At 48.1% G+C, this 22,829-nt stretch carries 18 protein-coding genes, 1 rRNA gene and 2 pseudogenes; 2 read left to right on the top strand and 19 right to left on the bottom strand.

The features are described from left to right. The 15 genes from G470_RS0106550 to pth form a co-directional block, all read right to left on the bottom strand. A 16S ribosomal RNA gene (locus tag G470_RS0106550) occupies positions 1 to 306 on the bottom strand; the annotation flags it as partial. Between the two features lie 483 nt (positions 307 to 789). Then, entirely contained in the window at positions 790 to 2,046 is a 1,257-nt protein-coding gene (locus G470_RS12915; protein ID WP_035445221.1) for an AI-2E family transporter, read from the bottom strand. Between the two features lie 146 nt (positions 2,047 to 2,192). Beyond that, the gene (lysS, locus tag G470_RS0106535; protein WP_028274133.1) at positions 2,193 to 3,704 is read right to left on the bottom strand and encodes a lysine--tRNA ligase; all 1,512 of its coding nucleotides are present in this window, start codon (positions 3,702 to 3,704) and stop codon (positions 2,193 to 2,195) included. 361 nt (positions 3,705 to 4,065) lie between these two features. Next, positions 4,066 to 4,995 (bottom strand): cysteine synthase A, encoded by a 930-nt coding sequence (gene cysK, locus G470_RS0106530; protein ID WP_035445220.1) that lies wholly within the window; start codon positions 4,993 to 4,995, stop codon positions 4,066 to 4,068. 137 nt (positions 4,996 to 5,132) lie between these two features. Then, positions 5,133 to 6,014 carry an Hsp33 family molecular chaperone HslO gene (gene hslO, locus G470_RS0106525; protein ID WP_028274131.1) on the bottom strand — a complete coding sequence of 294 codons (882 nt, stop codon included), beginning with the start codon at positions 6,012 to 6,014 and terminating at the stop codon, positions 5,133 to 5,135. A gap of 175 nt (positions 6,015 to 6,189) precedes the next feature. Beyond that, entirely contained in the window at positions 6,190 to 8,379 is a 2,190-nt protein-coding gene (gene ftsH / locus G470_RS0106520; protein ID WP_028274130.1) for an ATP-dependent zinc metalloprotease FtsH, read from the bottom strand. A gap of 118 nt (positions 8,380 to 8,497) precedes the next feature. Then, positions 8,498 to 9,034 carry a hypoxanthine phosphoribosyltransferase gene (gene hpt, locus G470_RS0106515; protein ID WP_028274129.1) on the bottom strand — a complete coding sequence of 179 codons (537 nt, stop codon included), beginning with the start codon at positions 9,032 to 9,034 and terminating at the stop codon, positions 8,498 to 8,500. Positions 9,035 to 9,047: 13 nt separating this feature from the next. After that, positions 9,048 to 10,469, bottom strand: a complete 1,422-nt coding sequence (gene tilS / locus G470_RS0106510) for a tRNA lysidine(34) synthetase TilS (RefSeq protein WP_028274128.1) — start codon at positions 10,467 to 10,469, stop codon at positions 9,048 to 9,050. Positions 10,470 to 10,595: 126 nt separating this feature from the next. Beyond that, positions 10,596 to 11,069 (bottom strand): S1 domain-containing RNA-binding protein, encoded by a 474-nt coding sequence (locus G470_RS0106505; protein ID WP_028274127.1) that lies wholly within the window; start codon positions 11,067 to 11,069, stop codon positions 10,596 to 10,598. A 142-nt stretch (positions 11,070 to 11,211) separates the two neighbouring features. After that, positions 11,212 to 11,655, bottom strand: coding sequence for an FtsB family cell division protein (locus G470_RS12910; RefSeq protein WP_051258469.1), 444 nt, complete (start codon positions 11,653 to 11,655; stop codon positions 11,212 to 11,214). Positions 11,656 to 11,750: 95 nt separating this feature from the next. After that, entirely contained in the window at positions 11,751 to 12,020 is a 270-nt protein-coding gene (locus G470_RS0106495; RefSeq protein ID WP_028274126.1) for an RNA-binding S4 domain-containing protein, read from the bottom strand. After that, the gene (locus tag G470_RS0106490; protein WP_028274125.1) at positions 12,007 to 13,080 is read right to left on the bottom strand and encodes a MazG nucleotide pyrophosphohydrolase domain-containing protein; all 1,074 of its coding nucleotides are present in this window, start codon (positions 13,078 to 13,080) and stop codon (positions 12,007 to 12,009) included. The genes G470_RS0106495 and G470_RS0106490 overlap by 14 nt, the downstream gene beginning before the upstream one ends. Further along, a complete protein-coding gene (locus G470_RS0106485) occupies positions 13,080 to 14,666 on the bottom strand; it encodes a putative polysaccharide biosynthesis protein (RefSeq protein WP_028274124.1) in 1,587 nt (528 codons plus the stop codon). Before G470_RS0106485 ends, G470_RS0106490 begins: the two co-directional genes overlap by 1 nt. A 4-nt stretch (positions 14,667 to 14,670) precedes the next feature. Beyond that, entirely contained in the window at positions 14,671 to 18,213 is a 3,543-nt protein-coding gene (gene mfd, locus G470_RS0106480) for a transcription-repair coupling factor (protein ID WP_028274123.1), read from the bottom strand. A gap of 37 nt (positions 18,214 to 18,250) precedes the next feature. After that, positions 18,251 to 18,811, bottom strand: a complete 561-nt coding sequence (gene pth / locus G470_RS0106475; RefSeq protein ID WP_028274122.1) for an aminoacyl-tRNA hydrolase — start codon at positions 18,809 to 18,811, stop codon at positions 18,251 to 18,253. Between the two features lie 1,462 nt (positions 18,812 to 20,273). Between pth and G470_RS14855 the strand changes: the two are divergent. Next, positions 20,274 to 20,357: pseudogene (locus G470_RS14855) on the top strand (SEC-C metal-binding domain-containing protein); the annotation flags it as partial. A gap of 60 nt (positions 20,358 to 20,417) precedes the next feature. Here G470_RS14855 and G470_RS0106465 read toward each other — a convergent pair. From G470_RS0106465 to G470_RS0106450, 4 genes are all read right to left on the bottom strand, one after another. Further along, a complete protein-coding gene (locus tag G470_RS0106465; RefSeq protein WP_028274120.1) occupies positions 20,418 to 20,834 on the bottom strand; it encodes an STAS domain-containing protein in 417 nt (138 codons plus the stop codon). Between the two features lie 25 nt (positions 20,835 to 20,859). Beyond that, positions 20,860 to 21,375, bottom strand: a complete 516-nt coding sequence (locus tag G470_RS0106460; protein WP_028274119.1) for a SulP family inorganic anion transporter — start codon at positions 21,373 to 21,375, stop codon at positions 20,860 to 20,862. Then, on the bottom strand, positions 21,369 to 21,944 hold the full coding sequence (locus G470_RS0106455) for a sulfatase-like hydrolase/transferase (protein ID WP_028274118.1): 576 nt from the start codon (positions 21,942 to 21,944) through the stop codon (positions 21,369 to 21,371). Before G470_RS0106455 ends, G470_RS0106460 begins: the two co-directional genes overlap by 7 nt. A gap of 158 nt (positions 21,945 to 22,102) precedes the next feature. Further along, the gene (locus G470_RS0106450) at positions 22,103 to 22,504 is read right to left on the bottom strand and encodes a hypothetical protein (RefSeq protein ID WP_028274117.1); all 402 of its coding nucleotides are present in this window, start codon (positions 22,502 to 22,504) and stop codon (positions 22,103 to 22,105) included. 163 nt (positions 22,505 to 22,667) lie between these two features. Between G470_RS0106450 and G470_RS14420 the strand changes: the two are divergent. Further along, positions 22,668 to 22,829 (top strand): annotated as a pseudogene (locus G470_RS14420) (IS1380 family transposase); the annotation flags it as partial.

The following is a 22,829-nucleotide window of genomic DNA, read 5'->3' as shown; positions in this document are numbered from 1 at the left end:
TCAGGTCGGCTACGTATCATCGCCTTGGTGGGCCGTTACCCCACCAACAAGCTAATACGCCGCGGGCCCATCTGTAAGCGACAGCCGAAGCCGCCTTTCAACCCGTCTCCAGGAGGAGACGGGGGTTATCCGGTATTAGCCCCGGTTTCCCGGAGTTATCCCGATCTTACAGGCAGGTTGCCCACGTGTTACTCACCCGTTCGCCACTCATCCGCGCTCTGCAAGCAGAGCACTTCAGCGTACGACTTGCATGTATTAGGCATGCCGCCAGCGTTCGTCCTGAGCCAGGATCAAACTCTCGTAAAAGTTTGTAGCTCATTTTTGTTGCATTTGTTGCAGATTTATCATCTGCGGGTGTTGTCTTGACTGTGTCAAGACTCCCTGCACATTTGGTCGTTTTGCTTTGTTCAGTTTTCAAAGGTCCACTTCGTCGCTGCGCTTTTGTTTCAGCAGCAACTCTTATATAATATCATCATCTTAAACTCAATGTCAAGACTTTTTTCATTTTTCTTTTTCGTCGCACCGGTTACCCGTTTATCTGTAAACGTTACCTTTCGCAACACAATAGAGTTTATCACGGCTCCATATTTTTGTCAAGAAAAACTTTTCAGTCTAAATTGTTTTGTTCGATGTCTTTTTGACGACAAAAATTACTTTACCACCTTCTTCTTCTTCCGTCAACACATTTTTCACTTTTTTATTTTTTGTCGTAAATAAATCATAGAAAGAACCGCACGGCCTTTTACAGCCACACGGTTCTTTGCGGAATTATCGTTAGCGCACGACACGTTACTCCTCTTCGTCATTGACGCTTTCCATTTCTTCTTCTTTTTCTGCTTGTTCTTTGTACTCTTCCAAATCTTCTTCTTTCCCTTTGCTGTGCACCGCATCTTCAATGGAGTGGACTTGGTATTCTCCATCGATATCGCCATAGTATTTGTTGTAGTGTTCCTTGAAACGTTGGAACCAATACACAACGATTACTTTCAGTATGGCGTAGATTGGCACCCCGAAGATCAATCCGAAAATTCCCAATAAGTCCCCCATCACGAGCAATACGATAATGATCGTCAGTGGGTGAACATTCAATTGACGGCCCATGACGTTCGGTTCAATCAAGTTTCCATCAATAAATTGAACGACCAGCCACACAATAATCAGTTTCACCACCATGAACCATGAACTGATAAGAGCAATAATCAGTGCCGGAATAAAAGCAAGCGTGGGACCAATATATGGAATGATACTGGTAAATCCGGCTACAACAGCCAGAATGCCACTGTATTCCAACCCGATGATCATAAACCCTATATACATCATGACACCGATGGAAGTTGCGATAATCAATTGTCCTTTAATATACGATCCAACTTGAGTGTTGATTTCGCTGGCCACTCGAATCAGTCCTGTGCGCCAAGTAGGAGGGATGATGCTCAAAAAACCGTTGAAAAAACGATCGGCGTCTTTCAATAAGAAGAACAAGATAATCGGTGCGGTCACGACGGTCACAACGACACTTGTCAACCCCGACAACACGGAGGACAATCCGGAAAATCCTTGCTGCAAGAAACGCGCAATGTTCTGCGGCAGCTGCCCCACCCAGTTTTCAATAGACTGAATAATTTGATCCAACTGATCACTGGCCGGAATATTCTGGACCAATCGCATGACCATATCAGAAATGGACTCTACAAAAGATGGAAACGAATTGATTAAACTGATGACTTGTTCTTGAAGAGCCGGGACTGCGATGACAACCAATCCGACTAAAATCCCTGCCAAGGCCAAAAAGAGCAGCGTGACTCCCCATATTCTTTTCACTTTGTATTTTTCCAAAAAATCAATGACCGGAACAAATAAATAATACAGCAATAATGCAATAACAAAAGGCATCAATATGCTTGATATAATGACAATGATGGGTTGGAAGACAAAGTCCAACTGATTGAAGATGAGCAAGGCAACACCTATCAATATCAATACAACCAATGTGAAAATTAAATCAATGCCGCCTAAGAAATTTATCCAGCGCGACTTTTTGTTCATGCTGAACCTCCTTTATATTTTTGAACCTGTATGTATCTCACTTTGTGATAAACATGTCCTTATCTTACCAAATTTCCACTGAATTAGCGAGCGTGATACACGGAGGACGAAAAAAAGACCGGAAGCTTTTCCGGTCTTTTTGAAATTTATTCATTTGTCGAGATGTTTCTCATTGTCGGGAACAACAAAACGTCACGGATAGATTGAGAGTTGGTCAACAACATGATCAACCGATCAATTCCAATTCCGAGTCCCCCTGTTGGCGGCATTCCGTATTCCAATGATTCGATAAAGTCTTCATCGATTTCGTGTGCTTCATCGTTCCCTTGCGCACGCTCTTCCATTTGTTGTTCGAACCGCTGACGTTGGTCAATCGGATCGTTCAACTCACTAAACGCATTTGCGTACTCGTGGCGGGCGATAAACAACTCGAAGCGGTCCGTGAAGCGTGGGTCATCGGCATTTTTCTTCGCCAACGGAGAAATTTCCACCGGGTGGCCGTATACAAATGTCGGTTGAACCAATGTTTCTTCCACGTATTTTTCAAAGAATTCATTCAACACGTGGCCGAATGTGGTGTACTCCGTGACTTCAATGCCGTCTTTGCGGGCCAACTCGCGAGCTTCGTCATCGGTCATTTCTTGCCAGAAGTCGATGCCGGTCGCTTCTTTGACCGCATCCACCATGTGTACGCGGGCCCATGGAGAAGTGAGGTTGATCACATCGTCCCCGTACTCGATTTCAGTGGTGCCCAATGCGCGCTCTGCAACCGTCCGGATCAAGTTTTCGGTCAAGTTCATGACGTCTTCCATGTCGTGGTAAGCCGTATACAACTCAAGCATGGTAAATTCCGGGTTATGAGTGGTGTCGATTCCTTCATTACGGAATACGCGTCCGATTTCGTAGACTTTTTCCATTCCGCCTACAATCAACCGTTTCAAGTGAAGTTCGAGCGCGATCCGCAAGTACAACTCCATGTCCAACGCATTGTGGTGAGTGATGAACGGACGAGCCGCCGCCCCACCGGCAATGTTATGCAACATCGGTGTTTCCACTTCCAAGTATCCCTCGCTGTCCAGGTAACGACGGATTTCTGAGATCACTTGACTGCGTTTCACGAAGCGGTCGAAACTTTCTTCGTTACTGATCAAATCCAGGTAACGTTGACGGTAACGCTGTTCGACGTTTGTCAAGCCGTGGTACTTGTCCGGCAACGGGCGCAGCGCTTTTGTCAAGAAAGTGAGTTTTTCCACTTTAATGGATACTTCACCTGTGTTTGTTTTCATGACAGGTCCTTCTGCTCCGACAAAGTCACCTAAGTCCGCCGTTTGGAAGACTTCGTATGCTTCTTCTCCAACGGTGTCTTTACGTACGTACAGTTGGATTTGGCCGGTGCGGTCCTTGATGTGGGCGAATCCTGCTTTCCCTTTTCCGCGTTTCGTCATGATGCGTCCAGCAGCGACAACGCGCACATCCTGTTCAGCGATTTCTTCTTTTGTCAGTTCTTCAAAGCGTTCATGCAAATCAGCAGCCATGTCGGTCCGTTCGAAACGGTCTCCGAAAGGCTCAATGCCTTTTTCTTGCAGACGGGTCATTTTCTCGCGACGAACAATTAATTGATCATTCAGCGTTTCATGATTGGATGATTCTTGAGTCATGCGTCTCTCTCCGTTCTTTCTATGATATTTATCAAGTTTGTGAACCAGCGAAACCATGTTTGAGCTATTTCACATCTTATGTTTTTTATCCATTTCATCTATCAAACACATTGCTTCAGTGGTTCAATCGTTGCGATTTCCCACATCCGTCAGGCTCTTGAATGTCTATCTATTTTTTGTCCAGATTCTTATAAAACCAGACTCGCAACATTTATTCTATCACAACTCCAACTTTACGAAAAGGGGCTCCAATCACTTTAAAACGCTTTCCGACGCATTTTGAACCGGATTCGCGCACATCAAAAAACCGTCTCTATACAAGCGACCAAGTTAGAGACGGTTTTTGTTTTCATTTATCGGATTAAATGACCGGGTCAGCAAACGCCGGTGTGGTCAAGTAACGTTCTCCGGTGTCCGGTGCTACGGTGACGACTTTGTTGCCTTTGCCTAAGTGTTCAGCCACTTTGATCGCCGCCACTACGTTGGCTCCTGCAGAAATCCCCACCAACAAACCTTCTTCTCTCGCCAAGCGGCGTGTCATGTTGATGGCCTCGTCACTGGATACAGTGATCACTTCATCATACAAGACAGTATCCAACACTTCCGGAACAAATCCAGCCCCGAGTCCTTGGATTTTGTGGGAACCTTTTTCTTTCCCACTCAACACAGCGGATTCTTCTGGTTCCACCGCCACAATTTTGGTATCCGGGTTGTTGTGTTTCAACACTTTCCCGGCCCCCGTCAACGTTCCGCCGGTTCCTACACCTACCACGAATGCACTTGGAGACTGTCCGTCCAACGCATCCAAAATTTCCGGACCGGTGGTGGCCGCATGGACAGCTGGGTTGGCTAAGTTTTCGAATTGGGAAGGTTTGAAGTATCCCGGGCGCTGTGTCAATTCCTCGGCACGAGCCATAGCTGCCGGCATGCCGTCTGCTCCAGGAGTCAATTCCAACTCGGCTCCGTAAGCTTTCATCAATGTACGCCGTTCTTCGCTCATGGTGTCCGGCATGATGAACAGGGCGTTGTATCCTTTTGCAGCCGCCACCATTGCCAATCCGACTCCAGTGTTTCCGCTGGTGGCTTCCACGATTGTGTCACCCGGCTTCAATTTCCCTTCTTTTTCGGCGACTTCAATCATGTTCAAGGCGATTCGGTCCTTTACACTGCCTCCTGCATTAAACGACTCCAACTTGACGTACAGTTCGGCCGCATTCGCCGGAACAACTTTTCTCAAACGCAGAAGCGGTGTTTCTCCAATAAGTTTTGTCACTGAATCTACAACTTTCACACTCTCTGTCCCCTTTCGTATTCCTGTATTCTTTAAGTTTAGATTTCCTCTGTATTTTATGCAAGAAATACCTCTTTTATGAACGAAAAAACAAAAAAGACGGGTAGTAAGCCCGTCTTTTTCACTCAATATCGTACTTATTGTTTTGCTTCTTCTTTCAACTTCACCAAATCTTCTTCAGAGAATTGGTATTTCATGCCGCAGAAATGACAAACCGCTTCTGCTCCATGGTCTTCTTCAATCATTTCGTCAATTTCTTGCATTCCCAACGCTACAATCGCATCGGAGAACCGTTCTTTGGAACAGTCACATTTGAATTCCACCGGCATTTTTTCCAATATTTTTGGCGAACCTGTTCCGCACAGTTGATCGAGGATATCTTCAGGAGTTGCGCCTTCATCCATCAATTTCGAAATCATCGGCATCTCTTGAAGAGCTTGTTCGAGTTTCACAATGGTCTGTTCTTCCGCCCCCGGCATCACTTGAATCATGAAGCCACCTGCCGTCCGGACCGTTTCATCCGGATTCACCAGGACGCTGACGCCGATTGCCGAAGGGGTTTGTTCGGAGTTGGCCATGTAATAGGTGAAGTCTTCGCCGATTTCTCCGCTGACCAACGGTACTTGGCCGTGGAACGGTTCTTTCATGCCCAAGTCTTTGATGACTGTCAACGTGCCGTCCGTCCCTACTGCGCCGCGGACGTCCAATTTCCCTTTTTCATTCAACGGCAGGCTGACTTTCGGGTTGGAAATATATCCCTTCACCTCTCCTTTGCCGTTGCTGTCCACGACAATGTGACCGGCGGGGCCTCCTCCGTGAACGCGAACTGTCAATTTTTCGTTGCCTTTCAACATTGCGCCGAGCATGATGCTCCCCAGCATGGTGCGGCCCAACGCTGCAGTGGCTGCACTCCATGTTTCATGTCTCCGTTGAGCTTCTGCCACCGCTTCTGTGGCATCCAACGTATAGACACGGATTTGTCCGTCAAATGCAATGCTTTTCAGTAGATAATCTGACATAATTTTGCTCCTTTGTAACGATAATAAATTTAGTATACTTCATCTGGGTTTCAATTTTCTCTATTGTAGCTTGTTTTTTGAGACTTGCAACAACATTTTGCTTTGGCCACAAGAAAAGAGGAGGTGCGGAAGGCCGCTCCCCCTCTTTTCTATGGTGAACTTTCATTGTCCGATGTTAGTCTTTCTTGTCGGAGTCGCCGTTGCCTTCATCTGAGTTTTCCGTTTTATCGGAATGTTCCTCATAGAATTCATCTCCGCCTTCAATTCTCAGTTCTTTTTTGGTTTCTTTGACTGCTTCTTCTGCATCGTTTCCTTCACGAAGAGCTTCCATCTGTTGTTCGCGTTCTTTTTCTTTTTGCTCACGCGCACGTTTGATTTCTTCAAAAGAAGAACCCGCAGGTGCATCTTCTTCTTTTTCTTCTTCGTTTTCACGAGGATACTCTGCTTTTTTAAGGTCAGACCCGTTTGGCATACGCCCTTCTTCGAACAATGTCTTGATGGCGATTTCGTCCAACGTTTCCACTTCAAGCAATTTCTCTGCAATCAATTTGTGCTGTTCTTTGTGTTCTTCAATGATTTCGCGCGCTTTTTCGTGCGCTTCATTCAAGATGCGACGAACTTCTTGGTCGATTTGATAAGCGATCTGATCAGAGTAGGCTCTCGTCTGAGAGTAGTCGCGGCCCAAGAAGACTTGTCCGCCGCCTTCGTACTGAACCGGTCCAAGTTTTTCACTCATTCCATATTCAGTGACCATGGCACGGGCTAACTGTGTAGCCTGTTGGAAGTCATTGCTGGCTCCGCTGGATTGAGAATTGAATACCAATTCCTCTGCCACACGTCCACCGAGAAGTCCGACGATTTGTTCGAAGATTTCTTTCTTCGTCATCAAGTAACGGTCTTCTTTCGGTAGCATGATGGCATATCCTCCGGCACGTCCACGTGGAACAATCGTTACTTTGTGGACGACCCGCGCATCACTCAACACGAGTCCACAAATGGTGTGTCCTGCTTCGTGGTACGCGACCATGGCACGTTCGGTTTCGCTGATGACACGGTCTTTCTTCGCCGGTCCGGCAATGACGCGGTCATGCGCTTCATCGATATCCAACGGTTCAATCAATTTGCTGTTACGGCGTGCAGCAACAAGTGCCGCTTCGTTCAGCAAGTTTTCCAAATCCGCACCCGAGAATCCAGGTGTTTGTCTTGCGATGATTTTCAAGTCCACTTCAGGTGAAAGCGGCTTGTTCTTGGCGTGTACCCGCAAAATGGCTTCACGGCCTTTGACGTCTGGCTGACCGACCAAAATACGACGGTCGAAACGGCCTGGACGCAGCAATGCCGGGTCCAATACGTCGGAACGGTTTGTTGCGGCAATGACAATGACGCCTTCGTTTCCGGTAAATCCATCCATTTCAACCAACAATTGGTTCAATGTTTGTTCGCGTTCGTCGTGTCCGCCGCCCATGCCGGCTCCACGTTGACGCCCAACTGCATCGATCTCATCAATAAAGATGATGGACGGCGCATTTTTCTTCGCATTTTCAAACAAGTCGCGTACACGGCTGGCACCGACACCGACAAACATCTCCACAAATTCTGAACCGGAGATGGAGAAGAACGGTACGCCGGCTTCCCCTGCAACAGCTTTCGCAAGCAAAGTTTTCCCTGTTCCAGGAGGTCCTTCCAACAGCACCCCAGCTGGAATACGTGCACCCAAATTGGCAAAACGTCTTGGATCTTTCAAGAACTCAACAATCTCAACCAATTCTTCTTTCTCTTCATCCGCACCAGCGACGTCAGAGAAACGCACTTTACTTGTTTTGGCATCCGATTCTTTAGCACGTGATTTTCCAAAGTTCATCACGCCGCGGCCGCCACCGCCTCCGCTTTGACCGGATTGTCCCATCATCATGTAAATGAAGCCGATGAAGATCAATAACGGCAGGAAAGACACCAATAGACTGACCCAGATGCCTGACGACTCTTCCGCCACCGGCACCATGTCGATGTTATTCGTTTGAGCCAATTGGTTGACTTCTCCTACAATTGGATCATTTTGGAGAATTGTTGCAGTGAATGCCCGGCTGTCTTGCTCGACATTCCCGAAAATGCTCACTTCTTGTTCTGTATCTGTTTCTACTTCTTGACCTTCACGAAACTGTCCTCTTACCTCATACACGCCTGCTGACGGTTGGATGGTAAAAGATTCAATGTCATTATCTTCCAAATGTTGTACAAATTCAGTCGAGGAAAGCCCAGTAGATTGCTGAGGCGTATTGTCACTCGTCGCCCAGCTGGCTATTCCGATAATGGCAATGAAGACAATCACGTAGAAGAGGCCATTTCGAAAAAATCCTTTCTTCATCTTTGTCCTCCTGATTTATCAAAGTATGGTTCAATTGACTCAATTCAACAAAGCACTTCACCTTATGAAAAGGTTATTATTCATGATACCACATTTGACCAAACTTGACTATTTATTTTTACTCGTATACTTCCGGCTTCAACACGCCGATATAAGGCAAGTTTCGGTAGTTTTCTTTGTAGTCCAATCCGTAACCGAGAACGAATGCATCTGGAATCTCAAATCCAGTCCAGTCGACGTCCACTTCTACTTTCCGGCCTTCCGGTTTGTCAAGAAGAGTCACAATCTTCACGGAAGCAGCTTTACGGTATTCGAACATTTCTTTCAAGTATGCCAATGTGCGTCCGCTGTCCACGATATCTTCCACGAACAAGATGTGACGACCTTCAATGGATGTGTCCAAGTCTTTCAAGATTTTTACTTCTCCGGATGATTCCATAGCATCGCCGTAACTGGATACATCCATAAAATCAATCTCCAGAAAAATGTCCATTTCCTTGATCAAGTCAGCCATAAACGGCATTCCGCCTTTTAAAATGCAGACGAGAATGGGGTTTTTGTCTTTGTACTCTTCTGTAAGTACTGCACCCAATTCTTTTACTTTTTGTTGGATTTGTTCTTCTGTAAACAAAACTTCCTGGATGTTTTCATGCATCGTCATAGTATGTTCATTCCCCTTTTATAGACTCGCTCATACATGGCTCAAATATGAGTATGTACTGTATTGTATCAGTTTCAAGTTTTTTAGACAACGAAGATTCCTTGAAATTTACAAGCCACAGAATCTCTCCGTCCGCATCCGTCACGACCACCGCTTCCTCTCTTTCCCGGGCGGGTACTTTCTGATCAATGAAGATGTCTTTCACTTTTTTCGTTCCACGCATGCCTTTGGGTGTCATGCGGTCGCCGGGACGGCGGTTTCGAACCGTCAGAGGCAGACGAATATCTGCGGGATTCAAGTAAATCCACTTTCCTTGTATGGATGGTTTTTTATTCAGAAAATCTTCTGTTGATTGCAGCCCTATCCGTGAGCCGTCGGGCAGGACCTGCCATTCCCCCATATTCAATGATCGAGCCATAAGCGGTTCTTTTTCTTGTGCTTCCACCTCGCTTATAAACCGAATTGTATCGTACACACGCTGCATCACCCGACCTGCCGGCAAATTCAAACGGCTGTTTGGACTTCCTTCTTCTATCCACCGAATGATTTGGGCTGTGTGTCCTCTTTTAAATGTAACCGTTTTACCGGTTTTGTCAAATGCTTTTTGAAGCAGTCGGGCCAAGACCAGCCGCTGCAACGAGGCCTCCAATTCAAGAAAACTGGTTCTTGAGAAGGAAGAATCCATTTGTCCTTTTTGAATCTTTTGAATCGCTTCAGCAATCACAGGGTTGACCAATTGGAGCAGGTCTTCCATATCCTGGGAAAACTGCTCGGCGTGTTCTTCTACTGCGGGATTTTCTTGTTTCAGCAAGGGGATGATGGTGTGCCGGTACCGGTTGCGGGTAAAGTCCAACTCTTGATTGGTCGCATCTTCAAAATAAAGCAGTTCTCGATTATGGGCATGGGCGTATAGTTCTTCTTTGCTGAAAGACAGCAATGGGCGGATCAAGTTGCCTTCACCAAAGGGACGGATTCGACGAATCCCTGTCATACGCTCCACGTATCCGCCGCGGACAAACCGCATGAGCAGGGTTTCAAGCTGATCCCCTCGGTGATGGGCCGTGAGAAGATGCTGCGCCCCTGTTTTGTGCATCACCTCTTTGAAAAATTGGTACCTGAACGCCCGCGCCGCTTCCTCCACACCAGTTTGCGGATGGTGAGCTTCCGGCCATTGGGTAGAATAAAAAGGCGTATCTTCCGCTGCCATTTTCTGCTGGAGTGCCGCTTCTTCCATGTGGGACGCTTCCCGAAGCTGATGATTGACGTGCACAACAGCCACTTCAGGTCGAAGTTCCTCCGGGAGCCGCGTGACCAAGTCATACAAGACCATGGAATCCACGCCTCCTGAAACAGCAATCACCACCTGCTCAGATGGCTGCCAATACATGTGGTCAGTACATTCTTTGGCAAATCGATTCAACAAATCCATGCCGCTTTTCTCCTTTCCCGCTGCCCGGTTTTATGCGGCAGTCCGCGTTTTTTAACGTACGAAAAAAGGGTCCAGGAGACCCGAGACCCTTTTACCTAAAATTTTGTCAGCTGTTATACTTTTTTATTATCCTCTGCGTCCGCCGCGTCCGCCGCGTTTGCTTTCGGTGTTGCGTCTCAATGATGACAGACGGTCTTCACTGTCTTTCAAAAATGAACTCATCAATGAGTCGAAATCATTTGAAGGTTTGTTGTTAGAAGATCTGTTGCGGTTGCCCGGACGTGAGCCTCCACGTTCTTCTCTACGGTAATTGCTGCGAGCAGGGCTTTCAGTGGTTCTTTCTTTGGGAGCAGCTTCAACAGGTTTGTCTTGTGCTTCGCGAATAGAAAGTCCAATCTTTCCATCGTCGCCAACGGTCAAGACTTTTACTGTGACGGTTTGTCCCATCTCCAATTCATCATGGATATCTTTGACGTAGTGATCAGCGACTTCGCTTATGTGAACCAATCCTGTTTTGTTTTCTCCTAAATCAACGAATACACCAAAATTAGTGATTCCTGTTACTTTTCCTTCGATTTTGCTCCCAACTTCGATTGCCATGTTTACTTTGTTTCCTCCTTAGAAATTTGAAACCATTATAGCACGTCAGACAGCCAGTTCAAAGACCTTTCGCAGATTGCGGCCAAAAAATCCTTATCCAACATACCAGTTCTGCAGCTGGATAAGGACTGATTCCCGCCAATTATTCCTTGTTGGAAGAAGCATTTTGTTTGCTTTCGTTTTCCTCTTCCAAAATTGATGCTTCATCGGATTTGGCATCTTCGGGTAAATTAAAAACAATTTCGTCTTCTTTCGTCAAGAAGTATTGACCTCGCGCCAATTTTGCTACATAGTCTTCGTCTTCAAGCATGCCTATGTAATAGTTCAAATCGTCTTGGTACGTCTGCACCGATTCCAATTCTTGTTGCGCTGCTTCCGTTTGCGCTTCCAATTCTGTTAATTTGTGTTGGCTCCCTGCCATCTTCACTCCGGATACACCTAAAAGAAATACCCCAACTGCGGTGATCAATGTTGTTCTTTTTCGAATCACGCGTTTTCTTTTTCTTTCGCGGTGGGCCTGCAGTGTTTTTTCCTGTGTGTATGCATTGTTGAGCCGTGTGATGGTAGCGAGTGTTTGTTTTTTCATGCTGCTCATCCTCTTTTTTGTTGTTGCGGTTAATTATACCAACAACAAGGGGCGCATGTCCATCGAAACCCGAAGAAAAGAACCGAAAATAATGGTTATTTTCGGTTTTCTTCTGTGTATGTTTCGCTGATGACAGTATACAACTCTTTCGCTTCATCTTTTTTCGTTGTATCCAACAATTTTTCCACCCGGATGGCCAGTGTTTTGTTGCCAAACTGGATTTCGAGTTCATCACCTTCCTGCACAGAGGTGGAGGATTTGGCGACTTTCCCGTTCACCATGACCCTGCCTTTGTCCGCAATCTCTTTGGCAACGGAGCGGCGCTTGATGATACGGGATACTTTTAAAAACTTATCGATTCTCATCTTCTCTCTCCTGTCTTTTTTCTTCTGCTTTTATTTTCTGCCACAACGCATCAACTTCTTCCGGAGTACGGGCAATCACACCGTCAAACACATGCGGATGCCGGCGGCGCAGTTTCTTGTTGATGGCCTCAAGCACATCTTCCAAACTGAACCAACCTTCTTTTTCCCCCAAATTGGTATGATACAAAATCTGCATCAAGACATCGCCCAACTCTTCGACGGCATGGTCGATGTCATCTTCCATGAAGGCTTCCACCACTTCTTCGGTTTCTTCCCTTAAATACGGCAGCAGACTTTCATGGGTTTGCTCGCGGATCCACACATCGCCTTCTTCTCCGGTGATGGCATCGATGTAATACTGCAGCGTTTCAAACGATCGTGTCTGCGCATCCCGTTCCAACGGCGGCACATACAAAGACAACAAGTTGTGTACTCCGTCGAAGCGGTCAATTTCATAAAGCGGGCACCAGGTCACGTGCTGTTCGCGGGTTCCCGCGGCATCGACGAGCGCCACTTGGTGTTCATCCGGATACTTTTCCATCAAGGACAATTTGACCTCTCCTGCCACAAAGGAGTTGAAAACCTGCATGACAATCACGTGTTGCCCCAAATTGAGGGCATCCGGGTGAACATCAAGGGCATCCACCAGCTGAAACCCGTCCACTGGGTCCACTTTCACTGCGGCAAACAAGTCGTCCAGGAAACTTTTCCCACCGGCAATTTCCACCTCGACGCCTTCTGTGTTCTCCAACAGCAACTGCACACTTTTCTCAGCAACCATCGGATGACCCGGCACCGCATAAATCACTTCTTCTGTCTGCGCCCGCTGCAACAAGTCTTGGGCAATTGCGGGATACACCCGCTCAAAATCTTCTTCCAACCTTTCGTACACTGAATCATAAGAAAGGCAGCGGATGTTTTCCTGCTCCAATTCTTTGACCGCTGGATGCTGGCTTGTACGGACGTAGATAGTCCCGGCCTCCAGGATCATTCGATATATTCCTACGGGTATCTGGTCCATATGTCCAGGCCCCAGTCCAATTACGGTGACTTTCCCCATTACTTCAAACTCCTTTTCACTATTTTCCGTCCAAACGGCAGCGACAGCCATTCGCGGATGGTCAGTACGCGGGTCCCTAACAAGAGAAACAGGAAGACACAAGCTCCGACTGCCACCCCGGCCAGTGCCAACAAAAGGGCTGCTCCTCTTCCTTCAAACGGAAACACTCTTCCGGCCAGCCAGACAACAGTGGACACTGCGGTACCCATCCCTAAAAGAGAGAGCATAAGTTTCACGGCAAACGGGCCATCGAAGAGAACTTGTTTCAACCGACCGGGAACACGCACCCACAAGACCACCAAGACCACCAGCAGTGCCGCGACAGTCGTCAAACTTGCTCCGATGGTTCCAAAGTACGCCACGGCTGCGCGGTTGAGCACAACTTTTACAATCAGTCCTGCTGCCAGTCCCGCCAAAGCGGTCTTCTGCCGGTTGACGCTCTGAAGGATGGCGTTGTACGCCCCAATCAAGGAAGCGACAAAAATCCCTGCCACATACACCCGCAAAACCGCTGTCCCCGCTGCATCGCTGAACAGCGTCTGGTTGAACTGCGGCATCAAGACAATCAATCCAACGGTAGCCGCAGAGGCAAATACGGTGGTGATGCGTAAAACAGACGAAGCTGTTCGGTGAAACCCGACCGTCCTTTTCTCTGTCCGCTGCTGACTCAACAGCGGAAGCAGACTGGAGGCAAATCCTGTTCCAATGACCATCCCCAGCTGGACAAGCGGTTGGCCGCGGTCGTAAACTCCTTTTTCCACCATGGCTGAAGCAGCACTCAATCCGCGGTCCAGCAATCCATTGTACACGGTGAAGGAATCAATCAATTGCAGCAAGATCAACAAGCTGCTGAAGGCGCTGATCGCCAAACCTTCTGTCACCAGCCGAAAAGCCAAGGTGCGGTAAGATGCTTTCTCAATGGAGGCGGCAGGCAGAAGCTGCTTTTTTGCTGCAGCATCTTTGCGGGCATACACGCTCAGCACCAATACGCCGGTCACACCCGCAATCCAGGAGGCGCTCATGGCCAGGGTTCCCATCTGATAGACAGACGCCCCGCCTTGGGCAAACCAAAACGCCGCAAACAGAATGATTCCCACACGCACCACTTGTTCGCCGACTTGGCTGATTCCAGTCGGCATCATATCCAGCCGCCCTTGAAAATAGCCTCTCATCACGGCCAAAAACGGGACAACGAGAAATGTGAAAGACACGCTGCGGATCAAAGGAGCCAAGGCGTTGTCTCCCATCCAGCCTGCAATAGCCGGCGCCCCAAACCAGCACGCAGCCCATGCGCCTACAGCAACCACCGAGAGTAACTGCAGCACCGTTTTCAAAGCGGCTTTCTGTTCTTCATAAGAAGGCAGTTCTGCCGTCAGCTTCGAGACGAAGACCGGCAATCCGTTCAACGCCAAGGCAGCGGCGATTCCATATAGGGGGTACACCTGTTGGTAGACGTAAAAGCCTTCGTCTCCGGTCAAATTCTGAAACGGAACTTTATACAACGCACTCAACAGCTTCGTCACAAAAGACGCGGCCGACAGCACGATGGCGCCGTTCACCATTTTTTTCATCCGTTCATTTTGCATACCGTCATTCCTCTGCGTCAGCTTTGACAGCCTGTTCTTCTTGCTGTGCTTGGCGGTATTCTGCGACGTTTTTGACGAATTGCGTCACCCATTCCAGCCACTGGTAGGATTCCATCCCTTTATTGAGTTTAAAGGAAACGGTCAATTGATCGCCGTCTGGATTCATATCGGTTTTCAACGGGATATCTTTCATCGCTTTGAACACTTCCGGAAGCGGCAGGCTGTTGGTGCCGGAAGCAGAGAATGTCACGGTGATTGCTTGACCGTCGCGTTTGATGGTTTCCACCAACGCCCGCTCGCTGTGCATCTTCAATAATCCGATTGCCAATAAATCCGCCACTTCTTGCGGATAATCTCCGAAACGATCAAACAGGTCGTCTTGCAATTCCACGTATTGGTCTTCATCCCGCAACTGACGGACACGTTTGTAAATTTCGATTTTTTGTCGCCCGTCCCCGATGTAGGTAGAAGGAATATACGCATCTACGGCCAAGTCAATTTCCACCTGCGTGCGTTCTTCCACTTTGTCCCCACGTTTTCTGGCCACCGCTTCGGAGAGCATTTGGGAGTACAGGTCAAACCCGACAGAATCGATGAACCCGTGCTGCTGCTGACCCAAGAGGTTTCCGGCGCCGCGGATGGACAAGTCGCGCATCGCGATTTTGAATCCGGAACCCAGTTCGGTAAATTCTTTCACGGCCTGCAGACGTTTTTCACTGATTTCGTTCAAGACTTTGTTGGGTTGGTACATCAAGTACGCATACGCCACCCGGCTGCTGCGTCCTACGCGTCCCCGCAGTTGATAGAGCTGGGACAAGCCCATCCGATCGGCGTCTTCAATAAACAACGTATTGACGTTCGGCATGTCGACGCCTGTTTCGATGATGGTCGTGGTCACCAGCAAATCGTATTCGCCTTGGACAAATTGGAGCAGCACATTTTCCAGCTGCGTTTCACTCATTTGGCCGTGCGCATATGTGATACGGGCATCGGGAATCAATTGCTGCAATTCGTCCACCCGTTTTTCAATGGTTTCCACCCGGTTGTACAGATAAAACGCCTGTCCGCCGCGAGCCATTTCGCGTTCCACGGCTTCCCGGACAGCTCCGGCGTTCAATTCCATGACATACGTCTGGACCGGGTACCGGTTGGCCGGCGGTGTTTCGATGACGGACAGATCTCGGACACCTAGCATCGACATATGCAGGGTACGCGGAATCGGAGTGGCTGTCAGCGTCAACACATCCACCTGTTTCTTCAAGTTCTTCAGCCGCTCTTTGTGTTTGACGCCGAAGCGCTGTTCTTCGTCCACAATCAAGAGGCCCAAATCTTGAAATTCCACATCTTTCGACAACAGGCGGTGGGTGCCGACGACCACATCGATCTGCCCTTTCCGCAAGCCGTCGATGGTTTCTTTTTGCTGCTTACGGGTGCGGAACCGGCTCATCAGTCCGATTTCCACCGGGAAGTCTTCGAAGCGTTCCAGCATCGTGTCGTAGTGCTGCTGGGCCAAAACGGTTGTTGGAACCAAAAAGGCCGCTTGTTTCCCATCCTGCACCGCTTTGAAGATGGCGCGCATGGCGACTTCCGTCTTCCCATAGCCGACGTCTCCGACCAACAATCGGTCCATCGGCTTTTCTTTTTCCATATCGTGCTTGATTTCTTCAATGCTTCGCAGCTGGTCTTCTGTTTCCGTATACGGGAACGCGTCTTCAAATTCTTTTTGGTATTCGGTATCCGGAGAGAAGCCGTAGCCTTTTTCCGCTTCCCGCTCGGCATACAGTTCGATCAATTCATCCGCGATGTCTTCAATTTTACTTTCGACCTTCCGCTTCGTCTTCGACCATTCTGTGCCGCCCAGTTTGTTGATCCGCGGGATTTTGCCTTCGGAAGACACATACTTTTGAAGAAGGTTGACCTGTGTGACCGGGATGAATAGTTTGGCTTCGTCCTGGTAGACGATGGACATGTAGTCCTGGTGCACACCGCCGATTTCCATCGTTTCCATCCCGACAAAGCGTCCGATACCGTGGTTTACATGCACCACATAGTCGCCGACATTCAGTTCGGTGTAACTTTTCAGCCGTTCCGCGTTTGACAGATTGGTCCGGCGGGCTTTTTTACGCGCCACCCGGTTGAACAATTCTTTCTCCGTCAACAAGGCCAGTTTTTCTTTTGGCAGCTCGAAACCGTTCCGGACGGTCCCTTGCAAAATGTGGACCCGTCCTTTTTGAAGTTCCGTTTCACCCGACATGATGCTTTCGATGCCAAAGTCCAAAAACGTCTGGTGCACCTTGTCTGCCCGTTCCTGATCGGCGGCAGCCACCACGACGGTGTACTGTTGTTTGATCCAGCGATCCAGTTCCGTTTTCAATAAGTGCATCTGACCGAAAAACTGCTGCATGTTCCGGTATTGGAACGGATGAATGGCGTGGAAGCGGATGTTCCCCATCCCCTTTTGGAAAAGAGCAAAGTACAGCACATCGTGATTTACTTTCTTCATGCTTTCGCGCAAATCGACCGAGAACGTCTGATTCGGCAGAATCCGTCGTTTCGCAAGCTGTTCCGTCGCCCATTCGGCCTCTTCTTCCTGCAAGCGCCGTTCGTTTTCGAGAATACGCGGGTACTCATCCATGACCACCACTGCGTCTTCTCCCAAGTAATCGAACAGCGTCGCCGGTTTGGAGTAGACCATGTCCGCGAACCAATTCAAATTGTCCGCCGGTTCTCCTTTTTCCAAGGCATCTTGGATGGGAGCCATGTTCTGCAGCAGCAGTTCTTTTTCATCTTTTTCTTTCATGACCGCCGCAGCCCGTTCCACCGCTTTACGGAAGGAGGGGAATGCTTGGTTCATCAAGCTTTCCGGAAACAAGCGGTCGGTGGCCGGCACAATCTCCAGCTGCTCAATGTTGTGGATGGAACGCTGGGTGTCGGCATTGAAGTAGCGGAGCGAGTCCACTTCCACATCGAACAACTCAATCCGGACCGGGTTTTCTTCCGTCAACGGATAGATGTCAACAATGCCGCCGCGGATGCTGAATTCTCCAGGAGAAGCCACCCGCTGCTCACGCACATAGCCCATCTCGACCAATGTCTGGCTGAGGGCGTCCAAATCCAACTCTCCACCGATTTCGATGTGGAGGTACGCCTGTTCAAACACGTCTTTTGGCGGCAGGAGTCTTCTCACCCCGGCCAATGGGGTGATGATGATGCCCGGTTTTCCAGAGAGCAGATAACCCAGAGCTTCAACTCGTTCGGCTTGGGCTTCCGGAGAAGAGACCGCCATCTCCGCGTGGATGACTTCATCCACCGGAAACAAGTACAGCTGGTCATCTGGAACCAAATCCGTCAAATCTTCCAACAGTTGGTTGGCCTGGAATAAGTTTTGAGAGACGACCACAATCGGACGCGGTGTCTTTTCCACCATCGCCGCCAACAAAAGCGTCCGTGCCGACCCTGCCATCCCAGTGATCAATTGTGTTTCTTTATGGCCGATACGCTGGATAATTTCTTGAATGTCCGGCGTTTCGGCTAAATAGTTTGTCATGATTCCCACACGAAGAACTCCTTATCTATTATTCTGGTTAATTGTAATGTGTCATGGTATCCAAAAAGGTGTGCCCTTCAATCCAATATTGCAGCGCATCTGCAGAGGCGTTCACCGCCGCCAGCATGTCTTCATGCGTTTCTTTCGGAAATCCACTCAACACATGCTGGACCACGGTTTGATTTGGATATGGACGGCCGACCCCGATGCGGATACGGTTAAATTCTTTTGTGCCCAAATGCTGGATGATGCTCTTGATGCCGTTGTGTCCGCCTGCGCTTCCTTTTTGTCGGAGACGAATTTTTCCAACCGGCAAGTCTAAGTCATCGTATACGACGACCAAATCTTCTTTGTCCACGCCATAGTAATCCATCAACGGGCGGACAGACCGGCCGGATTCGTTCATAAACGTCTGCGGCTTCACTAACAAAACTTTTTCTGTGCCGATGAATCCTTCCGCATACACGGCTTCAAACTTGCTTTTGTTGAACGCCATCCCATGACGGTGTGCCATTTCATCCATAACGATGAATCCGATATTGTGTTTTGTTTCCCGGTATTTTGCTCCGGGATTGCCTAATCCAACGATTAATTTCACAGTGCCACTCTCCCATTTCGATTCAATGTAGATATTTTTATAACGGAAATTGCCCCTTAGTTTGCATAAGGGGCTTTTCATTTCATGTATCTGCTTTATAATTTATTTAGCTGTTTGACCGGACGCAGGGACACTCCCTCTTTTCTGCGTGCAAACACGCAAAAAACCTGCGCGATTCATTCGCCCAGTATTTCCAATGAAGTGTATGTATCCGTCAATGTGAGGTTATTATACCATAAAGGGCTTTTAAAAAGAAATTTCGCAGAACGGAGATTTTTTGATACAATTGAAAAGGCCAATCCGCAATAGTTAAGAATTTTATACTAGTAACAATATTAGAAGGAGTAGTAAAATGATACCAGTAGACACAGTAAACGAACAGTTGACACTCATGGCTGATACGCTGAACGAAACAGCGATCTCCAAATCAGCCGCCGCCAACTTAGGGGAGTGCTTGACCGCTTATACGAAAGACAAGATGTTGGAAATCGCAGAATTCGCCGGATACTCCGTGAAAAAGAGCCACACGAAAAGCCGGATTGCAGAAGACATCACAGAACAAATTCACCAGTCCCTCCGCAACGAACTGCCTTATTTGACAAAAGAAGAAACAGCGATGCTGACTCAGTTGATGGAGCAGCCGCTTGAAGGAAGTGCGCTCGAAGTCTTCCTGCCGCACAAATTTTCTTTGGATTTGATTCGCCGCGGGTGGGTGTACCTGTTTAAATCAAAAGATACGTACACGTTGGTTCTTCCGGAAGAAGTCAGCCAATGGGCAGCGCCTTTGTTGGACGACAAAGAGCTTTCAGAAGAAGCAGCGAAAAACCAAGCCATTTTCGAGCACTTTACCGCTCTGGCAAATCTTTACGGTGTCTTCAACGAGACTGTGGCGTGGAGCTTATGGGAAAAACGCTACGGCATGCCACAAGTGGACAAAGAAACGTTCTTTGAAACTGCGGACCGCATGCAAGGGAAGTTGGAAAAATACCAAAAAGAAAACGACCTTTACTATTCAGCACAGCATTTGAGCAGCGAAGAAGCGGCAAAACTGGAAGAAAACAGCAGCGTTCAAGGGTACTTCCTTCCTTCAGAAGACGATGTTCTCTTCTACACCATCAACGAAGTGGATTCCCGTACAGCCGGGTATGAAAAAATGGCTGTCTACTTGCAGGAAAAATATCCTGAAAAAGAAGAAGCCGTCAACCACTTGTTGCACGAAATCGGCATGAATGCAGTATTGGATCACCGCATCCAGGAGTTAGTCCAATACTTGGATGAAACAATGAACTTCACCTTCGAATCGACAGAGGAGTTCCAAGAGTTCACCAAACTTTACTCCGCCTTGTCGAACGACACACGCAAATGGAGTTTGAAAGGCCACACACCAAACGAAATTTCTGAAATGAAACAAAACATGCTGCGTCGTCAACGTCCGAACGGCCGTCCTGCGCAGAAACAGATGCCCGTCCGCGTCAACAAGATCGGACGCAACGAGCCATGCCCTTGCGGCAGCGGCAAGAAGTACAAACGTTGCCACGGCAGATAATCTAAAGAAAAAGAAGGAAGAAGCCCGCTGAATCAGTGAGCTTCTTCCTTCTTTTTTTCGTCATTGTCGCATCCGCGGTTCTTTGCGGTCGATGACCCACTCGTTGGCGTGAGCCACTGCGGCACGGGTGGATTCCCCAAGGATAGGCATTTCGCGGAACAGTTCCACATCTTCTTTTTCCACCAGTTTCCCGCTTCCGCGCAGGTATTTGATCTGGTCGTCATCCAATCCTGTCAGGGACAATTTTCCGCCAGCTTCTTTCAGCTCATCGGCATAATCATCCAAAATATCAATCAACGTGGCCCCCATTTGCGACTGGTTACGCATCCGGAGCACCACCACGGGATTTTTTGCATCGCCTACTTTTGGCAGTTTTTCCTTGAGCGTCTGGGAGCCTGCGAAAAACAAGCTGCCTTCAATCGAAATAACCACCATTTGGTCGCCAGCATCCAAACACCGGCCAAGATTCCGGACCAACGGGACTGCGCTCCCAGTGTCATGTTCAATGCAGTGGAACCGATGGATCCTCCCACCGGAATCCCGGAAACAGCCCGGCGCCTACGTTGGCTGCGCCTTGTGCGACCATATCCCGGGAAGGATCCACCGGGCTGCCGTCCGGGTTCTCTGCCATCTGGCTGACTCCGATCCCTTGGACAGCCGTCACAACCGCCAAACCGAGGGCGGAAAAAATCAGTTGCGGAGAAAGGATTTGAAGGTTGGGCAATGTGAACTGCGGTAAGCCTCGAGGGATTTCACTGATGTCGTTTACTATTTGAACAGAATCCAACCCTCCAAAAAACACCACCACTGTCCCTGCCACGAGTGCCAACGCGGAAGCGAACAACTTCAACGGCGTCCGCCGCAGCAGGAACATTGTGGCAAAGGTGATGACAGACGTCAAAACCGCCCACCAGTTCCAGTTTCCAACATTTGCGAACGCTTCAACGAACACTGCAATAGCGTTTGACGATTCGGGTGTATAGCCGACGAGACCGGAAAACTGACCCAATATCAACAAGACTCCGACCCCATGCATAAAACCGCGCAAGACTGGTTTGGCCCGAATGTGATTGGCTCAGAGAAATCAATATCTAAGCCCTCAAACGGAGCCGTTCCCAGCTCGGTTTCTTTTTTCGCGCTCCAGTCAAAAGCTCCGTCCCGGCCCACGATGTAGTCGCGTTCTTCAAAATCCTCCGGGTCCAATCCGTATGCTTCGTAATCGTTGAATTCTTTACGCTGCCATTTCAACCCCAGGTGCCATTTCCCGACTGCATCCGTCCGGTATCCTTGGTCTTTCAACATGTGTGCGATGGTGCGGCGACCTTCCGGAATCAAAGATTTCGAGTCTCCCGGCAGCACATAACTTTTCAGATTCGAGCGCCAGTTGTACCGGCCTGTGAGCAACCCGTAACGCGAAGGGGAGCAGATTGACGACGTTGCATGCGAGTCATAAAACCGCATCCCTCTTCTGGCCAACCGGTCAATATTCTCTGTTTTGATTTTTGAATCAGGGTTAAAAGCGGATACGTCCCCGATGCCTAAGTCATCTACAAAAACCGTAATGACATTTGGTTTTTTCTTACTCAATTTTCTTGTCTCCATTCTAAAATTGTTTAATTATTTTTTGTTATATACCATTATTCCTTACTTTAAAGGGAACCTCCCCACTTATTTCCAGTAAAACGGACTGACCTCCAGTAGAAACAAAAAACCTCTGTCCTAAAACAGGACAGAGGGGAGACTCCTTATGTTTGTTTGACAAACTGCGCGGAACAATTCGGACAGGTAATTTTGATTTTCTTCTTTCCTTTCGGCACCCGCAGTTTTTGTTTACAAGACGGGCATTTGTAATAGCGGTAAACCTTCCGCTGCTGGAGTTTGTTTTTCCAACGGTAGTACGTCTGGGTGACTTTGTATTTTTTCTTTTGAAACCATTGGTTTTCTTTCAATCGCCGGCTGTGATCTCTAGACAATCCCCGCATCACCGCATAAGTCACAAAAAAAAGTCCCATAATAGACAACAGCGGGATTCGAAATACCATTGTCAATACACTGGCGGCCAACCCGGCAATCATTAGGAACCGCGAAAAGTCATCGGTTCCGTAGCGGCCGGACATCCACCGCATCGCTTTCATCAAAAAATTCATTACATACCCCTGAATAATTCATACTTTGACTTCAAACCGTCTGAAACTGCCTAACGGCAGTCTTCATTTACTTTTTCATTTTCACCTGTTAAGTGATGCAAAAAGAACCCCATTCTGATATGGTAAAGGTGTCTAAACCAACCATAAGAAAGGAGTTCTCTTCATGATTAGCTTACACAAAAACCAGGTAAAATTCAATTCAAACATCATCATTTCGCATACAGGTGGTCGTTTATCGAGTGATTCGGGTTTAGTCTTAGTTAAAGAAGTAATGGATACCTTCAAGTTTTCTGATTTGGCAAAATCACTTCTGGACATTAAAGAT

Source organism: Atopococcus tabaci DSM 17538 (assembly GCF_000429585.1).
Lineage (GTDB): Bacteria > Bacillota > Bacilli > Lactobacillales > Carnobacteriaceae_A > Atopococcus > Atopococcus tabaci.
This window is presented reverse-complemented; position numbering and strand designations above follow the sequence as displayed.